At 62.8% G+C, this 19,611-nt stretch carries 19 protein-coding genes; 7 read left to right on the plus strand and 12 right to left on the minus strand.

Features of this window, described 5'->3' with window-relative positions; genetic code table 11:
• Window positions 1-4: 4 nt before the first annotated feature.
• The 7 genes from X741_RS153765 to X741_RS153735 all read left to right on the plus strand — a co-directional run bounded on the left by X741_RS153765 (window position 5) and on the right by X741_RS153735 (window position 8,033).
• The gene (locus X741_RS153765) at window positions 5-784 is read left to right on the plus strand and encodes an ABC transporter ATP-binding protein (protein WP_031250018.1); all 780 of its coding nucleotides are present in this window, start codon (window positions 5-7) and stop codon (window positions 782-784) included.
• Window positions 777-1,487, plus strand: coding sequence for an ABC transporter ATP-binding protein (locus tag X741_RS153760; protein ID WP_023777781.1), 711 nt, complete (start codon window positions 777-779; stop codon window positions 1,485-1,487). Before X741_RS153765 ends, X741_RS153760 begins: the two co-directional genes overlap by 8 nt.
• Before the next feature lie 7 nt (window positions 1,488-1,494).
• Window positions 1,495-2,382: a branched-chain amino acid ABC transporter permease gene (locus X741_RS153755; RefSeq protein WP_023777782.1), complete on the plus strand. Its 888-nt coding sequence runs from the start codon at window positions 1,495-1,497 to the stop codon at window positions 2,380-2,382.
• Window positions 2,383-2,403: 21 nt separating this feature from the next.
• Window positions 2,404-3,378: a branched-chain amino acid ABC transporter permease gene (locus X741_RS153750; protein WP_023777783.1), complete on the plus strand. Its 975-nt coding sequence runs from the start codon at window positions 2,404-2,406 to the stop codon at window positions 3,376-3,378.
• Between the two features lie 211 nt (window positions 3,379-3,589).
• Window positions 3,590-5,161: a pilus assembly protein gene (locus X741_RS153745; protein WP_023777784.1), complete on the plus strand. Its 1,572-nt coding sequence runs from the start codon at window positions 3,590-3,592 to the stop codon at window positions 5,159-5,161.
• Window positions 5,162-5,233: 72 nt separating this feature from the next.
• Window positions 5,234-5,971 (plus strand): glycosyltransferase family 2 protein, encoded by a 738-nt coding sequence (locus X741_RS153740; RefSeq protein ID WP_156937879.1) that lies wholly within the window; start codon window positions 5,234-5,236, stop codon window positions 5,969-5,971.
• A gap of 10 nt (window positions 5,972-5,981) precedes the next feature.
• A complete protein-coding gene (locus tag X741_RS153735) occupies window positions 5,982-8,033 on the plus strand; it encodes a DUF2298 domain-containing protein (RefSeq protein WP_198023956.1) in 2,052 nt (683 codons plus the stop codon).
• Window positions 8,034-8,128: 95 nt separating this feature from the next.
• Here the strand turns inward: X741_RS153735 and X741_RS1000000170335 are convergent, their stop codons facing one another.
• The 12 genes from X741_RS1000000170335 to X741_RS153680 form a co-directional block, all read right to left on the minus strand.
• On the minus strand, window positions 8,129-8,425 hold the full coding sequence (locus X741_RS1000000170335) for a hypothetical protein (RefSeq protein WP_023777787.1): 297 nt from the start codon (window positions 8,423-8,425) through the stop codon (window positions 8,129-8,131).
• A 178-nt stretch (window positions 8,426-8,603) separates the two neighbouring features.
• Entirely contained in the window at window positions 8,604-9,584 is a 981-nt protein-coding gene (locus X741_RS153725; RefSeq protein WP_023777788.1) for a 2-dehydropantoate 2-reductase, read from the minus strand.
• Window positions 9,585-9,586: 2 nt separating this feature from the next.
• Complete coding sequence (locus tag X741_RS153720; protein ID WP_023777789.1) at window positions 9,587-11,101, minus strand: acyl--CoA ligase; 1,515 nt, start codon at window positions 11,099-11,101, stop codon at window positions 9,587-9,589.
• A 248-nt stretch (window positions 11,102-11,349) separates the two neighbouring features.
• Entirely contained in the window at window positions 11,350-12,936 is a 1,587-nt protein-coding gene (ggt, locus tag X741_RS153715) for a gamma-glutamyltransferase (protein ID WP_023777790.1), read from the minus strand.
• Window positions 12,937-13,066: 130 nt separating this feature from the next.
• The gene (locus tag X741_RS153710; RefSeq protein WP_023777791.1) at window positions 13,067-13,759 is read right to left on the minus strand and encodes an ABC transporter permease; all 693 of its coding nucleotides are present in this window, start codon (window positions 13,757-13,759) and stop codon (window positions 13,067-13,069) included.
• Window positions 13,756-14,469, minus strand: a complete 714-nt coding sequence (locus X741_RS153705) for an ABC transporter permease subunit (protein WP_013891901.1) — start codon at window positions 14,467-14,469, stop codon at window positions 13,756-13,758. The genes X741_RS153710 and X741_RS153705 overlap by 4 nt, the downstream gene beginning before the upstream one ends.
• A 72-nt stretch (window positions 14,470-14,541) precedes the next feature.
• Window positions 14,542-15,393 carry a transporter substrate-binding domain-containing protein gene (locus X741_RS153700; RefSeq protein WP_023777792.1) on the minus strand — a complete coding sequence of 284 codons (852 nt, stop codon included), beginning with the start codon at window positions 15,391-15,393 and terminating at the stop codon, window positions 14,542-14,544.
• A 90-nt stretch (window positions 15,394-15,483) separates the two neighbouring features.
• Entirely contained in the window at window positions 15,484-16,155 is a 672-nt protein-coding gene (locus tag X741_RS153695; RefSeq protein ID WP_023777793.1) for a GntR family transcriptional regulator, read from the minus strand.
• Window positions 16,156-16,370: 215 nt separating this feature from the next.
• Entirely contained in the window at window positions 16,371-16,520 is a 150-nt protein-coding gene (locus tag X741_RS1000000170340) for a hypothetical protein (protein ID WP_023777794.1), read from the minus strand.
• Window positions 16,521-16,590: 70 nt separating this feature from the next.
• On the minus strand, window positions 16,591-17,349 hold the full coding sequence (locus X741_RS153690) for an SDR family NAD(P)-dependent oxidoreductase (protein ID WP_023777795.1): 759 nt from the start codon (window positions 17,347-17,349) through the stop codon (window positions 16,591-16,593).
• Window positions 17,350-17,470: 121 nt separating this feature from the next.
• Window positions 17,471-18,034 carry a cytochrome c gene (locus X741_RS153685; RefSeq protein WP_023777796.1) on the minus strand — a complete coding sequence of 188 codons (564 nt, stop codon included), beginning with the start codon at window positions 18,032-18,034 and terminating at the stop codon, window positions 17,471-17,473.
• On the minus strand, window positions 18,031-19,539 hold the full coding sequence (locus X741_RS153680) for a multicopper oxidase family protein (protein WP_023777797.1): 1,509 nt from the start codon (window positions 19,537-19,539) through the stop codon (window positions 18,031-18,033). The genes X741_RS153685 and X741_RS153680 overlap by 4 nt, the downstream gene beginning before the upstream one ends.
• Window positions 19,540-19,611: the final 72 nt, after the last annotated feature.

Consider the following 19,611-nt stretch of genomic DNA (forward strand, 5'->3'; position numbering starts at 1 on the left):
GGCCATGGCGCCGCCCGACCCCAACGGAAACGAGCCGCTTGTCGTGCTGTCCGCCCGCGGGTTGCGGCGTGATTTCGCCGGCTTCGTCGCCGTCAAGAACGTCGATCTCGATGTCCGCCATGGCAACATCCACGCCCTGATCGGACCCAACGGCGCCGGCAAGACCACCGTTTTCAACCTGCTGACCAAGTTCCTGGCGCCGACCAGCGGCAGGATCGAACTGCTCGGCCACGACATCACCCGCACCTCGCCGGCGAGAGTGGCGCGGATGGGGCTGGTGCGCTCGTTCCAGATATCGGCGATCTTTCCGCACCTCAGCGTGCTCGACAATGTGCGCGTCGCGCTGCAGCGACCGGGTGGGCTTGGCGTCCAGTTCTGGCGCTCGCTGGCGGCACTCGACCGGTTGACGCCGCGTGCGATGGAGCTGTTGCGCTCCGTCGGTCTCGACGATGCCAGGAACAGGCTGGCCGGCGATCTCTCCTATGGCAGGAAACGCGTGCTCGAGATCGCCACGACGCTGGCGCTCGATCCGAAAGTGCTGCTGCTGGACGAGCCGATGGCCGGCATGGGGCATGAAGACGTGGCCACGGTTTCCGACCTCATCCGTTCGGTGGCGCGCGACCGCGCTGTGCTGATGGTCGAGCACAATCTGACGGTCGTGGCCGATCTCTGCGACTGGATAACCGTCATGCAGCGCGGCGAGGTGCTTGCGGCCGGCGACTACGCCACCGTCAGCCGCGACGAGCGAGTGAAGGTCGCCTATATGGGCACCGCCGATGACTAGTGCCGCCCCCCTGCTTACGGTCCGCGGTCTCAACGCCTGGTATGGCGAGGGCCATGCGCTGCACGGCGTCGATCTGGAAGTATTTGCCGGCGAGACGGTCACGCTGCTCGGCCGCAACGGCGTCGGCAAGACGACGACGCTGCGCGCCATCATGGGGCTGATCCGCAAGCGAACCGGCAAGGTCGTTTTCGACGGCGCGGACCTGATGCGGCTGCCGCTCCACAAGACCGCGCATCAGGGCATCGGCTTCGTGCCGGAGGAGCGTGGCATCTTCGCCACGCTGACGGTCGACGAGAACCTGGTGCTGCCGCCGGTCGTTGCCAAGGGCGGCATGAGCGTCGAGGAGATATTCGATCTCTTCCCCAATCTGAAGGAGCGGCGCAACAGCCCCGGCACGCGGCTGTCGGGCGGCGAACAGCAGATGCTGGCGATCGCGCGCATGCTGCGAACCGGTGTGAAGATGCTGCTGCTCGACGAGCCGACCGAGGGCCTTGCTCCCGTCATCGTGCAGCGCATCGGCGAGCTGCTGGCGACGCTGAAAAAACGCGGCATGACGATCCTGCTGGTCGAGCAGAATTTCCGCTTCGCCAGCCGTGTCGCCGATCGTTTCTACCTGATGGAGCACGGCAAGGTCGTCGCCGGGTTCCCGACCGGCGAGCTGGCGGACCGCATGAGCCTGCTCCACGACGTTCTGGGTGTATGAGGACGCCATGACGATGATCTTCGGAATTCCCGTCCAGGCATTCCTCGGCCAATTGCTGGTCGGGCTGATCAACGGCTCCTTCTATGCCATGCTGAGCCTGGGGCTGGCTGTCATTTTCGGCCTGCTGCGCGTCATCAATTTCGCCCATGGCGCCCAGTACATGCTGGGCGCCTTCGTCGGCTATCTGCTGCTCGCCTATCTCGGCATCGGCTACTGGCCGGCGCTGGTCCTTGCACCGCTGATCGTCGGCGTCTTCGGCGTCGTCGTCGAGCGCCTGGCGCTGTCGCGGCTTTACGACACCGATCCGCTCTACGGCCTGCTCTTCACCTTCGGCCTCGCGCTCGTGCTCGAAGGCATATTCCGCTACTATTACGGCGTGTCGGGAAATGCTTACGCCGTGCCGCCACTGCTTTCGGGAGGCACCAATCTCGGCTTCATGTTCCTGCCCAACTATCGCGGCTGGGTCGTCGTCGCCTCGCTGATCGTCTGTTTCGGAACCTGGGCGCTGATCGAGAAGACCAGGCTCGGTTCCTACCTGCGCGCGGCAACCGAGAATCCCCGCCTCGTCCAGGCCTTCGGCGTCAACGTGCCGCTGCTGCTGACCCTGACCTACGGCCTCGGCTCCGCCCTTGCCGGGCTTGCCGGAATTCTGGCAGCGCCGATCTATCAGGTGAGCCCGCTGATGGGGTCGGATCTCATCATCGTCGTCTTCGCTGTGGTCGTGGTCGGCGGCATGGGATCGATCCTCGGCGCGATCGTCACCGGCTACATGCTTGGTCTTGCCGAAGGGCTGACCAAGGTCTTCTACCCCGAGGCCTCCAACCTCGTGGTCTTCGTCATCATGGCGATCGTGCTTCTGGTTCGGCCGGCCGGCCTGTTCGGAAAGGACGCCTGACATGCGGAAGGGACATCCGAGATGGCCGAACTGACGCTTCGCGAGACATCGGCCGGAAAAACCCCGGCATGGGTCGAATGGACGCTGGTCGGGCTCGGCATACTGGGGCTGCTGGCGGCGCCCTTCCTCGTCTACCCGGTCTTCCTGATGAAGATGCTCTGCTTCGCGCTGTTTGCCTGCGCGTTCAATCTGCTGCTCGGCTACACCGGCCTGCTGTCGTTCGGCCACGCCACCTTCTTTGGCGGCGCCGCCTACTTCACCGCCCACGCCGTCAAGGTCTGGGGCTGGCCGCCGGAGGCGGGTATCCTGCTTGGCATGGCTGGCGCGGCGCTGCTTGGCCTCGTCATGGGGTTCTTCGCCATTCGAAGGCAAGGCATCTATTTCGCCATGATCACGCTGGCGCTGTCGCAGATGTTTTTCTTCTTCTGCGTGCAGGCGCCCTTCACCCAAGGCGAGGACGGCATTCAGGGCGTGCCGCGCGGCATGCTGCTCGGCGTCCTCGACCTGAACGTCTCGCTGAATATGTACTACTTCGTGCTGGCGGTATTCCTGGTCGGCGTCTTCGCCGTCTGGCGCATCGTCAATTCGCCCTTCGGCATGATCCTGCGCTCGATCCGCGAAAACGAGGGCCGCGCCATTTCGCTGGGCTATTCCGTCGCCAAATACAAGCTCGCCGCCTTCGTCATGTCTGCGGCGCTGGCCGGGCTGGCGGGCTCCCTCAAGGCCATCGTCTTCCAGTTCGCCACGCTTACCGACGTCACTTGGCAGATGTCGGGCGAGGTGATCCTGATGACGCTTCTGGGCGGCATCGGCACCATGGTTGGGCCGGTCATCGGCGCCAGCTTGGTGGTCGGACTGGAAAACACGCTTGCCACCTCCGGCTTCCCGGTGACCATCGCCACCGGGCTGATCTTCATGGTCTGCGTGCTGATTTTTCGGCGCGGTATTGTGGGAGAGGTCTATGCGCGGGTGCTAGGGCGGGCGGAGAAAGGTTGATGGGCACCAGATCGACCGCGCGCGATTGACGCGATTGAGCGGTCCACGCAGCCGTGCTCGCCACGACACATCCGTCGGTTCAGCGTCGAAAAGACGCTTGGTCTCCTCAGAACTTAATTTACCAAGTTCGTCGTCTTATGGGCGATTGCTGATAAATCAACCGCCCGTAAACCAACACTTCCTCATATGCGTATCAGTCGAGGGGGTGGTAATGGTCATCAATAAGTTCTGGCGGTCGGAAAGCGGCAATTTCGCGCTGCTGTTTGCGTTGGCTGCGCCAGCAATCCTGGCGGCCGTCGGTTTTGCAGCAGACGTATCCAGCGTCATGCGAGCCAAGGTCAACCTGCAGAACTCTTTGGACGCTGCGACCCTATCCTCGTCGCACCTGTCGGACAACGAAGCGGCCCGCAGACTTGCATTTGACGGTTATTTTCAGGCCAACGTCGCAAATCACCCGGAACTCACCAACGCGAAATTGACCCTGTCGGTCGACAAGGGTTTCAACTACGTCAAGACCCAGGCCATCGCTTCCGCGGACGTGAACCTCTATTTTGCTTTCCTGTTCGGCGACAACCAGCACATCGAAGTCGATGCCGGGGGTGTGGAAGCGACGAACAACCTCGAAGTCGTGCTCGTGCTGGACAACACGGGCTCGATGGCCGGTGCCAAAATCAAGGCTCTCAGGGACGCTACCAAGGTACTTCTCGATAATCTGGATGGAGCAAAGTCACCCGATCGGAAGGTGACCGCGGCGATTGTGCCCTTCGTCACCGCTGTCAACGTAAATGGCGATAAATTTGACCCTTCATGGATAGACATGGCAGGCAAATCGCCGAACAACGGCGCGAACTTTCCTCTGCTGCCAGATGGCAAGCGCGTAAACCACATGGACCTGTTCAGGGACCTGGCACAGGGAACCGGTTGGGAAGGGACGGGATGGAAGGGCTGCGTCGAGGCGCGACCCGGAAGCGCTGCCATTTCCGACGTAGCGCCGGACCAAGCTGACGCCAACACCTTGTTCGTGCCCTATTTCGCCCCTGATGACCCCGGTGACGCAACCAGTCCATCCGCGAGCTATGGCAACGACGCCAAGGTCTATAACAACTCCTATCTTTCCGATGACGTTCAGGACGGCACGGACACGAAGGGAACAGACAAAAAGATCGCCAAGTATGAAAACCCCAAGGCGAAAAAGATCAACGACAGATATGCGCCTCTGACAGTCGGCCCCAACCGAGCCTGCCCGACTCCGGTCGTGCCGTTGACCGCTGACTTGGACAAGTTGCGGACGGCTGCTGCCCAGATGCAAGAGTGGAACGGATCCGGCACGAATGTCTCCGAGGGGCTCTCTTGGGGCATGCGGGTGCTTTCACCGGCGCCGCCGTACACCGACGGCGCGCCCTGGAAGACTCCGAATACGAGCAAAATCGTCGTTCTGCTTACCGACGGCGAGAATGTCGTTTACGGCGCGAGCGCCGAACCGGAAAAGTCGGACTACACGTCCTATGGCTATCTTTCGTCTGGCCGGTTCGGGACGAGTAACCAGACAGACGCCGCACGCTCCGTGGATCGATGGACGCTCGACGTTTGCGATAAATTGAAGGCGCAGCAGGTTCAGATCTACACCATTACCCTGCAATCCGACACGGCCGCGAACCGGACACTTTACGGCAAATGCGCGACAAATCCGGCTGACTACTATGCTGTCAACGATCCCAGCAAATTGCCGAATGTGTTCCAAACCATCGCTGGAAAGTTCACGACACTCCAGCTGGTTGATTAGTCCACCCCAAGGAAGGGCGTTGCGATTGCGGGACAAAGGGCAATTGCCGCTCAAGGCTAACACAGTGTAGTGGTGGGACAGAACTGGTCCCCACAAAACATGCCCGCCCTCTCGGTCGTTCTTCCAGCCTACAACGAGCAAAGTAACCTCGCCGACGCCGTCGACGAGGTTCTGAAGCACGTGGCGTCGGTCGTGCCCGATCTGGAAATCATCGTCGTCAACGACGGGAGCACCGATCAGACCCAGACGATCCTGGCAGCTTTGGCGTCTCGGCACCCGGAGGTGGTTGCTGTGCACCAAGCCAACGCCGGTCATGGCCAAGCCCTGAGTAATGGCGTGAGAAAGGCAACCGGAGGCTACCTTCTCCTGCTCGACAGCGATCGACAGGTGTCGCTGGAGGATTTCGCAGCACACTGGCGGATGATGGCGGATTGCGACGTGCTCCTTGGATGCCGATGGAAGCGAGCAGATCCACTGCATCGCATGATCGTATCGAACTCGTTGCGGTTGCTGCTGGCTGCCAAGTTCGGATTGGCTGCGAAGGATGCGAATGCCCCTTATAAGCTTCTCGGACGTCAGGTTTGGCACGAGGCTTTCGATAGGATGCGCACCGGATCTGTCATTCCGTCGGCATTGTTGGCCGCTCGTGCGCTGCAGCGAACTGATCTTCGTGTCCTGCAAGTGAGTGTAGCGTACCGCGACCGTCCCCATGGCCCGTCCTCGTTGAACTTGAGGCGCCTCGCGAGCCTCTGTGCCAAAGCCGTCGCTGACATTTTCTTTTTCCGAACCAGCTCACGCGGCCATGCTTGATCCAGCGAGCTTGGAATCCCTTGTCGCGATGTGGCTCGCCATTTTGGTCACCGGTTTACTCGCAGTGCCGATTACAGGGCGACTTTTTCCCGGCGAGACCGCAACGCACTACTTCACGGGCAAGATCCTCGGTTGGTTGATCTGCACGTACATGGCCTGGCTCCTCAGCGCCTTCAAGCTGATCTCGTTTGAGCGCTCCGGCGTCGTTGTCGGCCTGGCTTCCTTGGCGGCAATTTCCGCTCTCTGTTCCCTTGGAAGCAAGACGATGCCAAGGCGCGACATCCTGCGATGGGAAATGGTTTTCTTTCTCGTTTACTTTGCCGGCGTCACGCTGCGTGCAGAGAATCCCGATATCAGGAACCTCGAAAAGTTCATGGACTTCGGCTTCGTCAACGCCGCATTGCGAGCCGACTATATGCCTCCGCCCGACCCATGGTGGGCGGGCGAGCCGATCAATTACTACTACTTCGGCCATGTCGCGGCAGCCTGGCTGACAAAACTTTCCGGGGTACCATCCGACCACGGCTACAACCTCATGATCGGCGTGCTTTTCGCCTTCACTGCAATCATGGCGTTTTGCATCGTTCGGGACGGGCTGCGGCCGGCCAAGCCGGCAATCTCCATGGCACTAGCTGTTTCCGCGGCAGCGCTTGTCACGCTTGGGGGAAATTTCCACAGCGTTCTTTATGGTCCACTCCGCGGGCTCTCCCCGACGACACTAGGCAGGGAATTTCGCTTCCCCGATTCGACGCGTTATGTGGGTTTCGACCCTCCAACGACCGATAAGGTGTTTACGGAAATGCCCGCCTACGGTTTTACCGTGGGGGACCTGCATGCGCATTTGCTGAACCTGCCTGCCGGCTTGCTTATCCTCTTGATACTTTTTCGCCTTGTCGGGCGGCGCCTCGCTGACCGGTCCTCTGCAGGTGCCAGTCCAGCCGAGATATTGGCTCTCGGTTTCCTGTTCGCAGTCAGCGCCATGACAAATAGTTGGGACGCGGTCTCATATGGCATGCTGATGGGGCTCGCTGGTTTGTTCATATGGCTGCAGCCGAGCCAGGTCGACGCAAAAAGTTTGACCTGGTTGGTGTTGCGAGGCGTCGCGGTGATTGCCATTGCTTGCCTATTGGCAAGTCCCTTCCTCGCTGCCTTCAAGCCGTTCGCCTCCAACCTTAGGCTCGCCAAAGCACATACACCGATTTGGCAACTCGCAATCGTCTACGGCCACGTGGCCGTCCCCTGCCTGGTACTTCTGACCGGGCTATTCCTTTGGGCGCGCGATGATGCGGCTTGGAAAAGTGCCGCAATGTTGGCCGCCCTGGCGTTGCTGCTGGTCGCCTTGCCTGAGCTGGTCTACGTCGAGGACATCTACGGCGGCGAATATGTTCGCGCAAACACGATGTTCAAGTTCAGCTTCGCCGCCCAACCAGTGGCGATGTTGGCAAGCGTGCTTTTGATCGGACTTCTGCTGAGCAGGGGTGGCCTCAAGACGGGGGCCTCGGCAGCGGTCCTGGCCATTCCGCTATTCGCGACACTGTCCTACTTCTGGGCTACCCATGCTGGCATCGGCAAGGCTCTAGCCTCAAACGCGCTGACATTGGACGGCCTTGGCTCCATAGATCGAGATCGTGCCGCCGATCGGCCATTGCTGGATTGGCTGAGAGCTCAGGGAGCCGGTCAGCGGATCCTGCTTGTTGAAGCTTCGGGCGATAGCTACACCGACGCTGGCAGGCTCTCGGCTATGAGTGGTGTGCCCACTGTAATGGGTTGGCAAAATCACGAATGGCTCTGGCGCGGCGACTATGGTGCGACGGTCATTCGAGCCGAGGACGTTGCAAGCTTCTATTCGTCGAAAACGCCCGCCAATGCCTGCAGAATCTTGACAAAATACGGTATCACTCACATCGCCATCGGCACGGTGGAACGGGAGAAATATGCAGCATTAGATGGAAGGCTCTTCCGAGGGCTGGGAACTGTCATTGTTAATAGCGGACCTTCGATCCTGGTTCGTTTCGACGCATCAACCTGCCCAAATGGGAAGTCGACGGACAGGATGGACTGAGAATTAATGGTACATTGCGATAGGATGGGGCGGTGCTATCATCGCCGACAATTGGGGACGCCACGTGAAACGCACCTACGCCCGGCCCACGCTAGCTAAGTCACATATCTTGCCGCACCATTTGGCGGCGGCAACTGCTTTGTCACGTTCCCATGGAACGCCGCCTCCAAGCCTGACTCCGACACCAACGTCAACTCCGACACCAACGCCAACACCAACTGCAACACCGACACCAACGCCAACACCGACACCGACACCGACACCGACACCAACACCAACTCCAACTCCAACTCCAACTCCAACGCCGACGCCAACTCCGACACCAACGCCGACGCCAACACCGACACCGACACCGACGCCCACGCCAACGCCGACACCAACGCCGCCACCATAAGTCGCGGCTCGATCTATCGCCTGGCCAGCTGTCTCATCACTAGCTTTGATCGACGTTCGCAGTCTCAACAGTGGAGGTCGGCTTTGAGTTCAAGACGTGGTGGCTAATGCCATCACCGAAGCGGCCACCGTGCATCATCGTCAGACCGTCGCGCCAATGCTCAACTAGCCAAGCCATCACCCATAACACCCGCGCTCCACCGCCAGCCGCCGCACCAGCGCCAGCACCGCGTCGATGGTCGGTGTCGGCTCGTTGGTTAGCCGGCCAAGCTCTTGCACCGCGCTCACCAGCGCGTCGATCTCCATCGGGCGGCGGCGCTCCAGATCCTGCAGCATCGAGGTTTTGTGCTCGCCGACATCGCCCGCACCCTTGATGCGGCGGTCGACCCCGATCGGAAAGCGTACGCCGAGGCTTTCGCCGATCGTTTGCGCTTCCAGCATCATGGCGCGGGCAAGCGTGCGGGTGCCCTCGTCGGCGACGATCGCGGCCAGCGTGCTGCCGGTCAGCGCCGAGATCGGGTTGAAGGAGAGGTTGCCCCACAGCTTCACCCAGATTTCACTACGGATGTCCTCGCGCACCGGCGCCTGCAGCCCGGCCTTGACCATTTCCTCGGCCAGCAGCATCACCCGTTCGCTGCGCTCGCCGGAGGGCTCGCCGAGCGAGAAGCGCTTGCCCTCCACATGGCGGATGAGACCGGGCGCGTCGACCTCGACGGCAGGATAGACGACCGCGCCGATGACGCGCTGCGGCCCGATCCGCTGCCAGATCGCACCGCCGGGATCGACCGCGTTCAGCCTGGTGCCCTCGAGCGGCCCCCTCACCCCATGGAAGTACCACCATGGCACGCCGTTCTGCATGGTGACGACCGATGTTTCCGGCCCAAGCAGCGGCGCGATCTGGTCCAGGGCAGGGGTCAGCGAATGGGCCTTCAAGGCCAGCACCACAGTATCCTGCACGCCGAGCTCTTCGGCCTTGGCGGCGGCCCGGACAGGCGCTAGCGTTTCTTGGCCATCCTCGATCAGGCGCAGGCCATCTGCCTTGATCGCTTCGAGATGGGCGCCGCGCGCGACGATCGACAGATCGGTGCGGCCGGCGATCGCCAGCTTGGCGGCGAGATAGCCGCCGATCGCGCCGGCGCCGAAGATGGTGATCTTCATCGTCAAAGCCCGAGCTTGGCGGCGAGGCCGATGCGCTGCAGCTTGCCGGTCGCGCCCTTGGGGATCTCGTCCAGGATCACGACCTTGCGCGGCACCTTGAAGTCGGCGAGCCGTGTCGCGGCATAGGTGCGGATATCGTTTTCGGTGGCGCTCGTGCCTTCGCGCAGCACGACCGCGGCCGCCACTTCCTCGCCCAGTCTGTCATGCGGCATGGCGAAGGTGACCACCTGCGCCACCGCCGGATGATCCATCAGCACGTCATCGACCTCAAGCGGCGAGATTTTCTCGCCGCCGCGGTTGATGATCTCTTTGAGCCGGCCGGTGACCCTGAGATAACCGTCTCCATCGAGCACGCCCTGGTCGCCGGTGTGAAACCAGCCATGCGCGAAGGCCGTGGCATTGGCGTCTGGGTTCTTCTCATAGCCCGCCGTCACATTGGGTCCGCGAATGACGATCTCGCCGGTCTCGCCGGCTTTGAGCAACTGTCCGTCCAGCGCCATCACCGCTACTTCCGGACCGGCGCCGGCGCCGACGCTGCCTGGCTTGCGCAGGCCCAGCGGCAGCCGGTTCGATGTCATCTGGTGCGCGGCCTCGGTCATCCCGTAGGATTCGATCACCGGGCAGCCGAAGGTCGCTTCCAGTTCGGCCATCACTTGCGCCGGCAGCGATGCCGAGGACGAGCGGATGAAGCGCAGGCGCGCACCCGCCAGCGCCTCGGCATTGCGTGCCGCCCGGGCCAGGATCGCCTGGTGCATGGTCGGCACCGCCGTGTACCAGCTTGGCCGCGCCTCGCCCAGCCACTGGAAGAAGCGCAGCGCATTGAAGCCCGGCGTGCAGTAGATGCTGCCGCCCGATGCCAGCGACGACAGCACGGCCGCGATCAGCCCGTGGATGTGGAACAGCGGCATGATGTTGAGGCAGCGGTCATCGGCCGTCAGGCCAAGCGTCGCCCCGATATGGGCTGCCGAGGCGGCGATGTTGGCATGGCTGAGCGGCACCAGTTTTGGACGCGATGTCGTGCCCGACGTGTGCAGCAGAAGCGCGATGTCGCCATCCCCCGCCATGTCAGGCGTCGCCTGCGGACCGATAGCCGCGCCCTCGATGGTGAAACTCCCGGCAGCCGGCGAAACGACAAGCCTGAGCACGCCGATGCCGAGCCGCTCGGCCACAGCAACCGCCGGGCCGGTTTCGTTCTCCGCAACAAGGATCGCCTTGGCGCCGATGTCGGTGAGATAAAAATCGAACTCGTCTGCGCGATAGGCAGGATTGAGCGGCGCCGTCGAGGCGGTAGTGGCCACCGCGACGAAGGCTGTGGCCATCTCCGGCCCGTTAGGCAGCACGATCGCCACCCGGTCGCCGCGCCCGATGCCGAGCGCATGCAGCCGCTCGGCTGTGGCCTTGATCAGGCTGCGCAGCTCGCCATGGGTGAGCGTCGCCCTGTCCGGCGCCAGGATTGCCGGAGCATCATCGGTGCCGGCGACGAGGCGGCGGGAAAGGGTTTTTGAATTCGTGCTCATGGTCACCGACTATGTTTCAAACGACTGGTGATGGAAGCCCAACGGACGTTGGCGCCGCCCCTCATTGCCCTGCCGGGCATTTCTCCCCGTATAGTGACGGGGAGAAAGGGCTGGCCGCAACGCCGGTCTTTCTTTTCAACGTTGGCAATTGGCGAAACCATCGACGACAGCGCCCCTCTCCCGTCACTATACGCGGAGAGGATGCCGGCAGGCAGGCAGCGCCAACTGTTGGAATGTGATTCTCCACCTCAATATCCAAGCGCCATCCCGTCCTTGCGCGGATCGGAGGCGCCGGTGAGCGTGCCCTTCTCCCAGTCGATCAGCACCGCTTGCCCGCCGCCGAGCGGGTGGTGCGGCTCGGCTACGCGATGGCCGCGCTTGCGCAGGCCTTCGAGCGCCTCGGCCGGAACGTTGCGTTCAGCCTCCACCATGCCGTCATTATAGAACACCCTTGGCGCGTCGAGCGCCTGCTGCGGGTCCATGCCGAAATCGATCATGTTGGTCAAAAGATGCACATGCCCGAATGGCTGGTAGCCGCCGCCCATGACGCCGAACGGCATCACCACGCGGCCGTTCCTGGTCGCCATGCCGGGCATGATCGTGTGCATCGGCCGCTTGCCGGGCGCAATGGCGTTCGGATGCGCAGGGTCGAGGCGGAAGCTCGAGCCACGGTTCTGCAGCACGACCCCGCTCTTCGGACCGACGACGCCGCTGCCGAAGGAATAATAGGTCGAGTTGATGAAGGAGACCGCGTTGCGGTCGCGGTCGACGATCGAGATGTAGACCGTGTCGCTGCCCGGCAGGTCCAGGCGCGGCAGATGCGTCATGGCGCGGTCCCTGTGGATCTCGGCGCGCAGCCGGTCGGCATAGGCGGCGGAAAGGAGCTGTTTTGTGGGCACATGAACCTGGTCTTGGTCGCCGAGGTAACGGTCGCGATCCTGGTATGCCAGGCGCCCGGCCTCGATCTCCAGATGCAGCCGCTCGGCGCCGTTTGGATCGAGTCCGCCGAGCTTGAAGCCCGACAGCACGTTCAGCATCAAAAGCGCCGTCAGCCCCTGATTGTTCGGGGGCATCTGGTGGATGTCGTAGCCGCCATAGGTGGCGCTGACCGGCGCCACATAGTCCCCTTTGGTCGCGGCGAAATCCTCGTGCGAATGCAGCCCGCCCAGTTCGTTGAGCCGGCGCACCATGTCGTCGGCGACCGCCCCTTCGTAGAAGCCGGCGCGGCCCTGCTTGGCGATTGTCCGCAAGGTGGCGGCGAGTTCCGGCTGGCGGTGGATGTCGCCGGCCCTCGGCGCCTTGCCGCCCGGCAGGAAGATGCGCGCGGCATGCTCGTCGGCCGACAGGTCGGTCTCCGGCTCGGCCCAGTCGAAGGCGACGCGGTCATGCACGACATAGCCGTTCTCGGCATAGTGGATGGCCGGCGCCAGCGCCTCGGCCAGGCTTTTGCGGCCATGGTCTTGCAGGAGCCGGCTCCAGGCATCGACAGCGCCCGGTACGGTCACCGCGTGCGGTCCCTGCTTCGGAAGCTCGTCGAAGCCCTTGTCGAGATACCAGTCGACGGTGGCGCCCGCAGGTGCGCGGCCCGAACCGTTGAAGGCCAGCACGTCGCCTTGTCCCTTCGGGCAGTAGAGCACAAAGCAATCGCCGCCAATGCCGGTCGACTGCGGCTCGACCACGCCCTGCACGGCGGCGGCGCAAACGGCGGCGTCCATGGCATTGCCGCCGGCGCGCAGCATGTCGATCGCGGCAAGGGTCGCAAGCGGATGCGATGTCGCGGCAATCGCTTGGCTGGCACGAACCGGCGAGCGGCCGGGAAACTGGAAATCACGCATTCTGTCTTTGTATCCCCTGGTCTGATGGATGCGACGCTGCCGCCATGACGTAACACGACACCGCAACGGATCGCTTCGGCTTCTCGACACTGCGCATTTCGCCAATTCTCCTCGTTACGCCAGACGCGTATCAGGCTCGGACCCGATAAGGCGTGAGCCAGGTTTCCAGCGCGTTCAGTGCCGAGATGATCGTGAAATTGATGGTCAGATAGATCGCGCCCGCGGCCACGAAAACCTCTACGGCGCGATAGGTCTGCGAAATAAGCCCCTGGGCGATGCCCGTCACTTCCATCAGGGTGACGATCGATGCAAGCGACGTACCCTTCACCATGAGGATGATCTCGTTGCTGTAGCTCGGTATGGCTTGGCGCAGCGCCAAAGGCAGAACGACGAGACGCAGGGTCTGGAGCCGTGTCATGCCGAAGGCAGAGGCCGCCTCGACAAGGCCGCGCGGCACACCCTGTATCGCACCCCGCAGGATTTCGCTGCCATAGGCGGCGGTATTGAGACTGAGCGCGATGATGGCGCACCAATAGGGCTCGCGAAACAGCCACCAGAGCCCAACGGCCTGAAGAGTGGGGCGGAACTGGCCGAGGCCGTAATAGATGAGGAATATCTGGACGAGCAATGGCGTGCCGCGAAAGACGGCAACGAAGGAGCGTATGGGCCAGACCAGCATCCGATGGTTTCCCTGCTGCGCCAGTGCGAGCAACAGGGCCAAGGCAAAGCCTATTCCGATCGACAGCCCCGCAAGTTGCAAGGTCAACGGCAAGCCGGAGAGAAGGGTGGGAATGATCTCTACAAAGAAGGCGAAGTCGATCATGCGTGGACCATGCCTCGCCACGCCCGTGCCTCGCCGTAGCGGAAGACCGATCCGGTCACGGCAGCGATGAGGAAATACAGCGTCGCGGCTGCTACATAGAAGACGAAGGGCTCCCGCATCGATCCCGCGCCGATCTGAGATTGCCTCATCAATTCCACCAAGCCGATCACGGATATCAAGGCCGAATCCTTGAGCACGAGCTGCCAGACATTTCCGAGACCCGGCAGGGCGTGCCGCATCAGTTGAGGCACGATGACGAGACGCAGCGATTGGAACCGGGACAGGCCGAGCGCCTTGCTGGCCTCGAACTGGCCGAGATCGACGGCGAGATACGCTCCGCGATAGACCTCGGCTTGATAGGCGCCCGAAATGATGCCGATCGCCAGGACGCCGGTCGCAAATGTCGGCAGCCCGACGAAGCCCGCGCTGCCGAAGAATTTGCCGATCTCAGTCAATGCTATGCTGCCGCCGTAGTAAAGCAGGTAGATCGTCAACAGATCGGGGACACCCCTGAACACCGTGCCATAGCCCTTGGCGACCCATGACGGCAAAGCTCTCGTGGAGAGCCGGCCTCCTGCTGCAACCGCGCCGAAGAGAGCGCCGAGCAGGAAACCGAGGACTGACAGCGCAAATGTCACGCCGGCTGCCAGCAGCAAGGCTCCGCCCCAGCCGCCCTTGCCCAGGGAAAGGATATGGAGTGTGTCCGTCATGTGAAACCTGATCGTTCAGCACGGCATCCGGCCGATCGGTTGATACCAACCGGCCGGACAGAATACATGTGGCTACTTGACCGGCGTCACGTCCGTTTTCACCCATTTTTCCGAGATGCGTTTAATGGTCCCGTCGGCAATGGCGGCGCTGATCGCGTCGTTCAGCATTTCCTTGAGCTTGGCGTCCTCCTTCCTGAGTCCCGCACCCGTTCCGGCGCCGAACAAGCCGCCGACAAAGCCCGGCCCTGCAACCGTGAAGCCCGAGAATTCGGGTTTTGCGAGCGTCGCGGCGAGCGCTGTCTTCTGAGCGAATATTGCATCGATGCGGCCTGCGGCCAGATCGAGATCGTGCTGCTCGGTCGTCTTGTACTCGCGGATCTCCACCGTGTCGCCGAAGTATTTCTTGACGAATTCGAGCATGGCCGTGGCCGCCTGGACACCGACCACCTTGCCCTTCAGCAGGGGCTTCAACTTGTCGACCGCGGCCTGGGAAGCAGCCTCATCGTCCAGTTTGAATTTCTCGGTCGAAGCGCCGAGCTTCCCCAGATCGCTGTCCTTGGCGGCTGCGAACCCGCCCGGGTCGATCGCATAGGGCTGGGTGAAGTCGATGGTATCGAGGCGTTTCGGCGTGATGAACATGCTGGCCATGATCACATCGAACTTGCCGACCTTCAGCGAAGGAATAAGTCCGTCCCAGTCCTGAGCGATGATGGTGCATTTGACCTTCATCCGCTCGCAAAGATTGTTGGCAAGTTCGATCTCCAGTCCGTCGAGCTTGCCGTCCGCGTTGGTGAAGTTCCATGGAGCGTAGGCACCCTCCGTGGCGATGGTTATGGCCTTGGGCGCGTCCTCGGCCAATGCGGTGTGCATGAAGCCGAACATGCTGAGTGCGGCCGCAACTGCGGCCAAACGACAAACTTTCATGTGGTTCCCCTATTTTGATAGGCTGATCGAGCTGTTCCTACGTCCGGCCGCATTGCCGGTTCGAGGCCATTCCTGTCCGGCCGGCGTTCGTCACCGGCTCGGTGTCACGAACTCGGCCAGCATCGGTGCTGTGCTGAGAATGTGATCCTGCATCACCTTTTCCGCTTGAAGTTCGTCGCCTGAACGCAAGGCCGCGATCACGGCGGCATGCTCCTCGCGCGCAGAATGCGGCTTGTCACAGTCGTCGAACCAGATGCGCATGTAGGGCTCTATCACCACATGCAGCGCCGCTATCTGGTGGATAAGCTTGGGCCTCCGGCTTAGCGCACAGATACGGCCATGGAATTCCTGGTGGCGGACCACCCAGTCGCTGCTGCCGCTCTGGCCCGCGCGTTCCATGCGCTCGAGCAGGCGTTCGAGTTCCTCGAACTCCTCCTCATCGATCCGGGGCATCGCCAGCCTTACGGCCAGTCCCTCCAGAACCGAGCGAATTTCGAAAATCTCGTAAAGCTCATCGACCGTCAGGCCTGCGACCACGCATCCACGATTGGGCCGCAGAACCACCAGCCCGTCGGAGGCCAGGCGCCGAAAGGCTTCCCGCACCGGCATTCGACTCATGCCGATCTCGGCGGCAATCTCCTCCGGAATAAGCCTGTCGCCCGGTTTGTAGCGGCCGAAGCGAAGGGCTCTCTGGACGTGCCTGTACGCCTCTTCCTCCGCAGTGGCGGGCATCTGTGGCTCTGCCGAAAAGGCTGCTGGCATGGGGGGGCACCTAAAAAGTATTTTTGTATCCACGTATCATCAAATCCGCATTTTATTGCATCGTCAATACCCCGGGGACGACGTTCAGAAGCCGATAACGGTGCAGTGCACCACCGGCACGATCTATTTCGGCGAGTCTTTGGGATGGTGATTGCCGAAATCAGCGGCAATGCCATGCTGCACGGCATGCTGTGCGACATCGACAAGTGTCAGCACTATGGCTGAACAGAGCTCTTGTGGCATTCCGAGATCGTCGAGGCGATCTGCGCCGGCGACGCCGGCAGCGCCTGCAGGCTGTCCCGCTCCATGCCCGAGGCTCGCGCGACAACGTGCTGCGTCCTGAGCGGCCGGTCGCCCTGAAACATCCGATCGCCGGATTGGCGATCTGCTGTTGTTGCCTGGCTGTCTATCTCAGGCCGATGCCGTTGGACGGCTTCAGCCCTTGCGTTCCTGCAAGCTGTTGCCGCCGTCGACCACCAGCAGGACGCCGTTGACATAGCTGGCGCCTTCGGAGGCCAGGAACGCGACCACCGCGGCGACCTCATCGGGCCTTCCGGCCCGCGCCGGCGGCGTTTGCAGAGCCGCCATCCGCTCCATCTCGCTCGACGCGCCGGTTTCGACCCAGCCGGGAGCCACGGCATTGACCGTGATGCCGCTTCTGGCCACTTCGAGCGCCAGCGTGCGCGTGAGGCCAACCATGCCGGCCTTGGCGGCGGAATAGGCAGATGTGCCCTCGAACGACACCAGCGGTCCGGTGACCGACGCCACATTGACGATGCGCCCATGGCCGGCTTCGACCATCGCCGGCAGAAATGCGCGGGTGACCAGGAACGCCGTCTTCAGGCTGACGTCGATGCCTCGGTCCCAGTCCGCTTCGGTCATGGCGAGAAACGCTTTGTCGACCGACGGCGATGTCAAGGAGCCCATGCCGGCATTGTTGACCAGGATGTCGACCGCGCCGGCGGCTGCCCGCAGCCGCTCGACCTCCGCTGCGCTGGTGAGGTCGGCGACCGCCGCATTGGCATCGATGCCCTCGGCGCGGAGCTCCGCCGCGCGATCGAGCACGCGTGCACTGGCGCCGGTCAAGAACACGGCATGGCCCGCATTGCCGAGCTGCCGGGCAATGGCAAAGCCGATGCCGTCGGCGGCTCCGGCGCCGGTGATTAAAGCGCGCTTGATGCTGGTGGACGTCATGGCTCAATCAGCTCCGCTGGGTTTCGTCGCGCACAGCCGGACAGCGGTGGTCGCGATCGCCGAACCATATAGTCCATGGAAAAAGATTTGACGCCCCGAGCGGTGAGCATCAAGCCAACTCTCATTTCTTCTGCCGGAATTTCGAATGGCAAGCCGAACAATCCTGCAGGATGAGATGCAATAGATGTTCCGCCGGCAGCTTGGCCGGATCGGCCTGCGCGGTGTCTGGCCGCTTGCCGAGCAGGCTGCCGCCATCCATCGGCAGACCCGCTCCCATCCGCATGTCATCACTGATTTCGGCCGGGGCTTTGTCGGCCTTGGCGGCGAGTGCCGAGGCGAGCTTGCCGATATGGCGGGCAAGCGCTTCGAACTCCGGCCTCGCCTGGTCGATCTCCACCCTGGCGCCAGACGGCGCGCCCAGCGTGCCGGCCGGGAATTCAGCGAGTAGGGCAGGGCTGGTGTGGGCGCTGAGCGCATCGGCCGCCGCCTTGAACCTGCCGGCATCATACTCACGCTTGCCGTCGAACATCTCGGCGATGGTTCTTGCCGCCGCCGCCATCGCCTTCATGGAGGTTTGGCGGGCGGCCACGGTCGCATTGCTCGAGGCCGGCGCCATGGATGAGCAGAGAACCATCCAGCCGGCAAGCGCCAGCGTCGCCGCTCCGGGCGCTATGCCGGCCCTCATGCCCGCACGTCGAGCACGCCCATCATGCCGAGTTGCTCGTGCTCCAGGATGTGGCAGTGATACATGCGCCGGCCGGGCTGCTCCTGGCGCAACAGAAGCCGCACCGTCTCGCCACGCGCCACGTTGACGGTGTCCTTCCACGCAACGAAAGGTGGCTTGGAGACCTTGCCGTCGCGCTCCTGCTCGACCACCTGGAACTGCGTGCCGTGGACATGGAACGGATGGTCCATGTCGGCCTGGTTGACGATTTCCCACAGCTCCGTCTCTCCGGCTTTTGCGACGATGTCGATACGCGCCATGTCGAAGGCCTTGCCGTTGATCAGGAAGCCCATCTCCATGCCGGTTGCGTTCATCGCCATGATTTCGGCGAAGACGAGACGCCGGCTGACAGCAGGGGCGGAGAGCGGAGCGATCGGCCGCAATCGCGTGGGCAGCGGCGGCATCGCTGCTCCCGGCGTTTCCGAGACATCGACCGTCAGCAGCGTCAGACCAGCATCGGCCGGGCGGCCTGCGCCCATCCAGCCGCGATCATAGTCCAGCGTGCCCAGGGTAGCGGAACCGGACCTGTCGAAGGCGACGACGAGCTCGATCCGCTCGCCCGGGCTGAGCAGGATCTCGTCCGCCGCCACCGGCGTCTCGATGAGCCCGCCATCCGTTCCCACGATTGTCATCGCCGCGCCTTCGAAGGCGAGCTTCAGGAAGCGCGCATTGGTGGCGTTGTAGAAGCGCAGCCGCCGCCTGTCGCCCTTTGCAACGGCAAGCCTCGGGTTCCTCTGGCCATTGACCAGCACCTGGTCGCCGACGCGGCCGTTCATCAGGTCGGTCATGGTGTTGCCGGGAATCGAGCCGTCGGCGGCCAGCCGCAGATCGGTCAACATCAGCACCATGTCGCCATATTCGGCCGGAACAGGGTCGGCTTTCGATTTGACCACGAAGGCGCCGGCCAGGCCGCGATAGACCTGTTCGGCCGTCCTGCCGTGCGGATGGGGGTGATACCAGTAGGAGCCGGCGCTGCCTTCCGGCAGGTCGAAGGCGTAGACGCGATCGGCGCCCGCCGCAACCGGGTCCATCGGATTGCCGTCCTGGTCGGCCGGCACCGGCATGCCGTGCCAGTGGATAGTGCTTGCCTCGCTGTCGATCCGGTTGGCGAAGATGATCTCGACCCGGTCGCCCTCGAAGGCCTCGATCAGCGGCCCCGGGCTCGACCCGTTATAAGCAAGAATGGGCGTTTCCAGCCCCTCGGCGAAGCGCGCGACGGCAGCCTCCGCCGTCAGCTTCGCCTTGAACATGCTGGGCCGGGCGGCCTCGTTTGCAAGCAACGGCAGCGCACGCAACGCCTCACCCTCTGGCAGCATGATGGCGCCTTGCGTCATGGCGTCCATATCGTGGCCGCTCATCTCCATGCCGGGCATGGTGGACATGTCATCCATTTTCATCTGCGCGAGCGCGCGCGGGCTCGCCAGGACCGTTGCCAGACCTGCCGCCAGAAAACCGCGTCGATGCATTTTTCGCTCCTCTATGTCGAGGCAAAGGGCCTCACCATACGACTTGCCGACGCTAAACGTTCCAGTGGCGGG

Origin of the sequence: Mesorhizobium sp. LNHC221B00, assembly GCF_000502935.1 — a bacterium.
GTDB lineage: Bacteria > Pseudomonadota > Alphaproteobacteria > Rhizobiales > Rhizobiaceae > Mesorhizobium > Mesorhizobium opportunistum.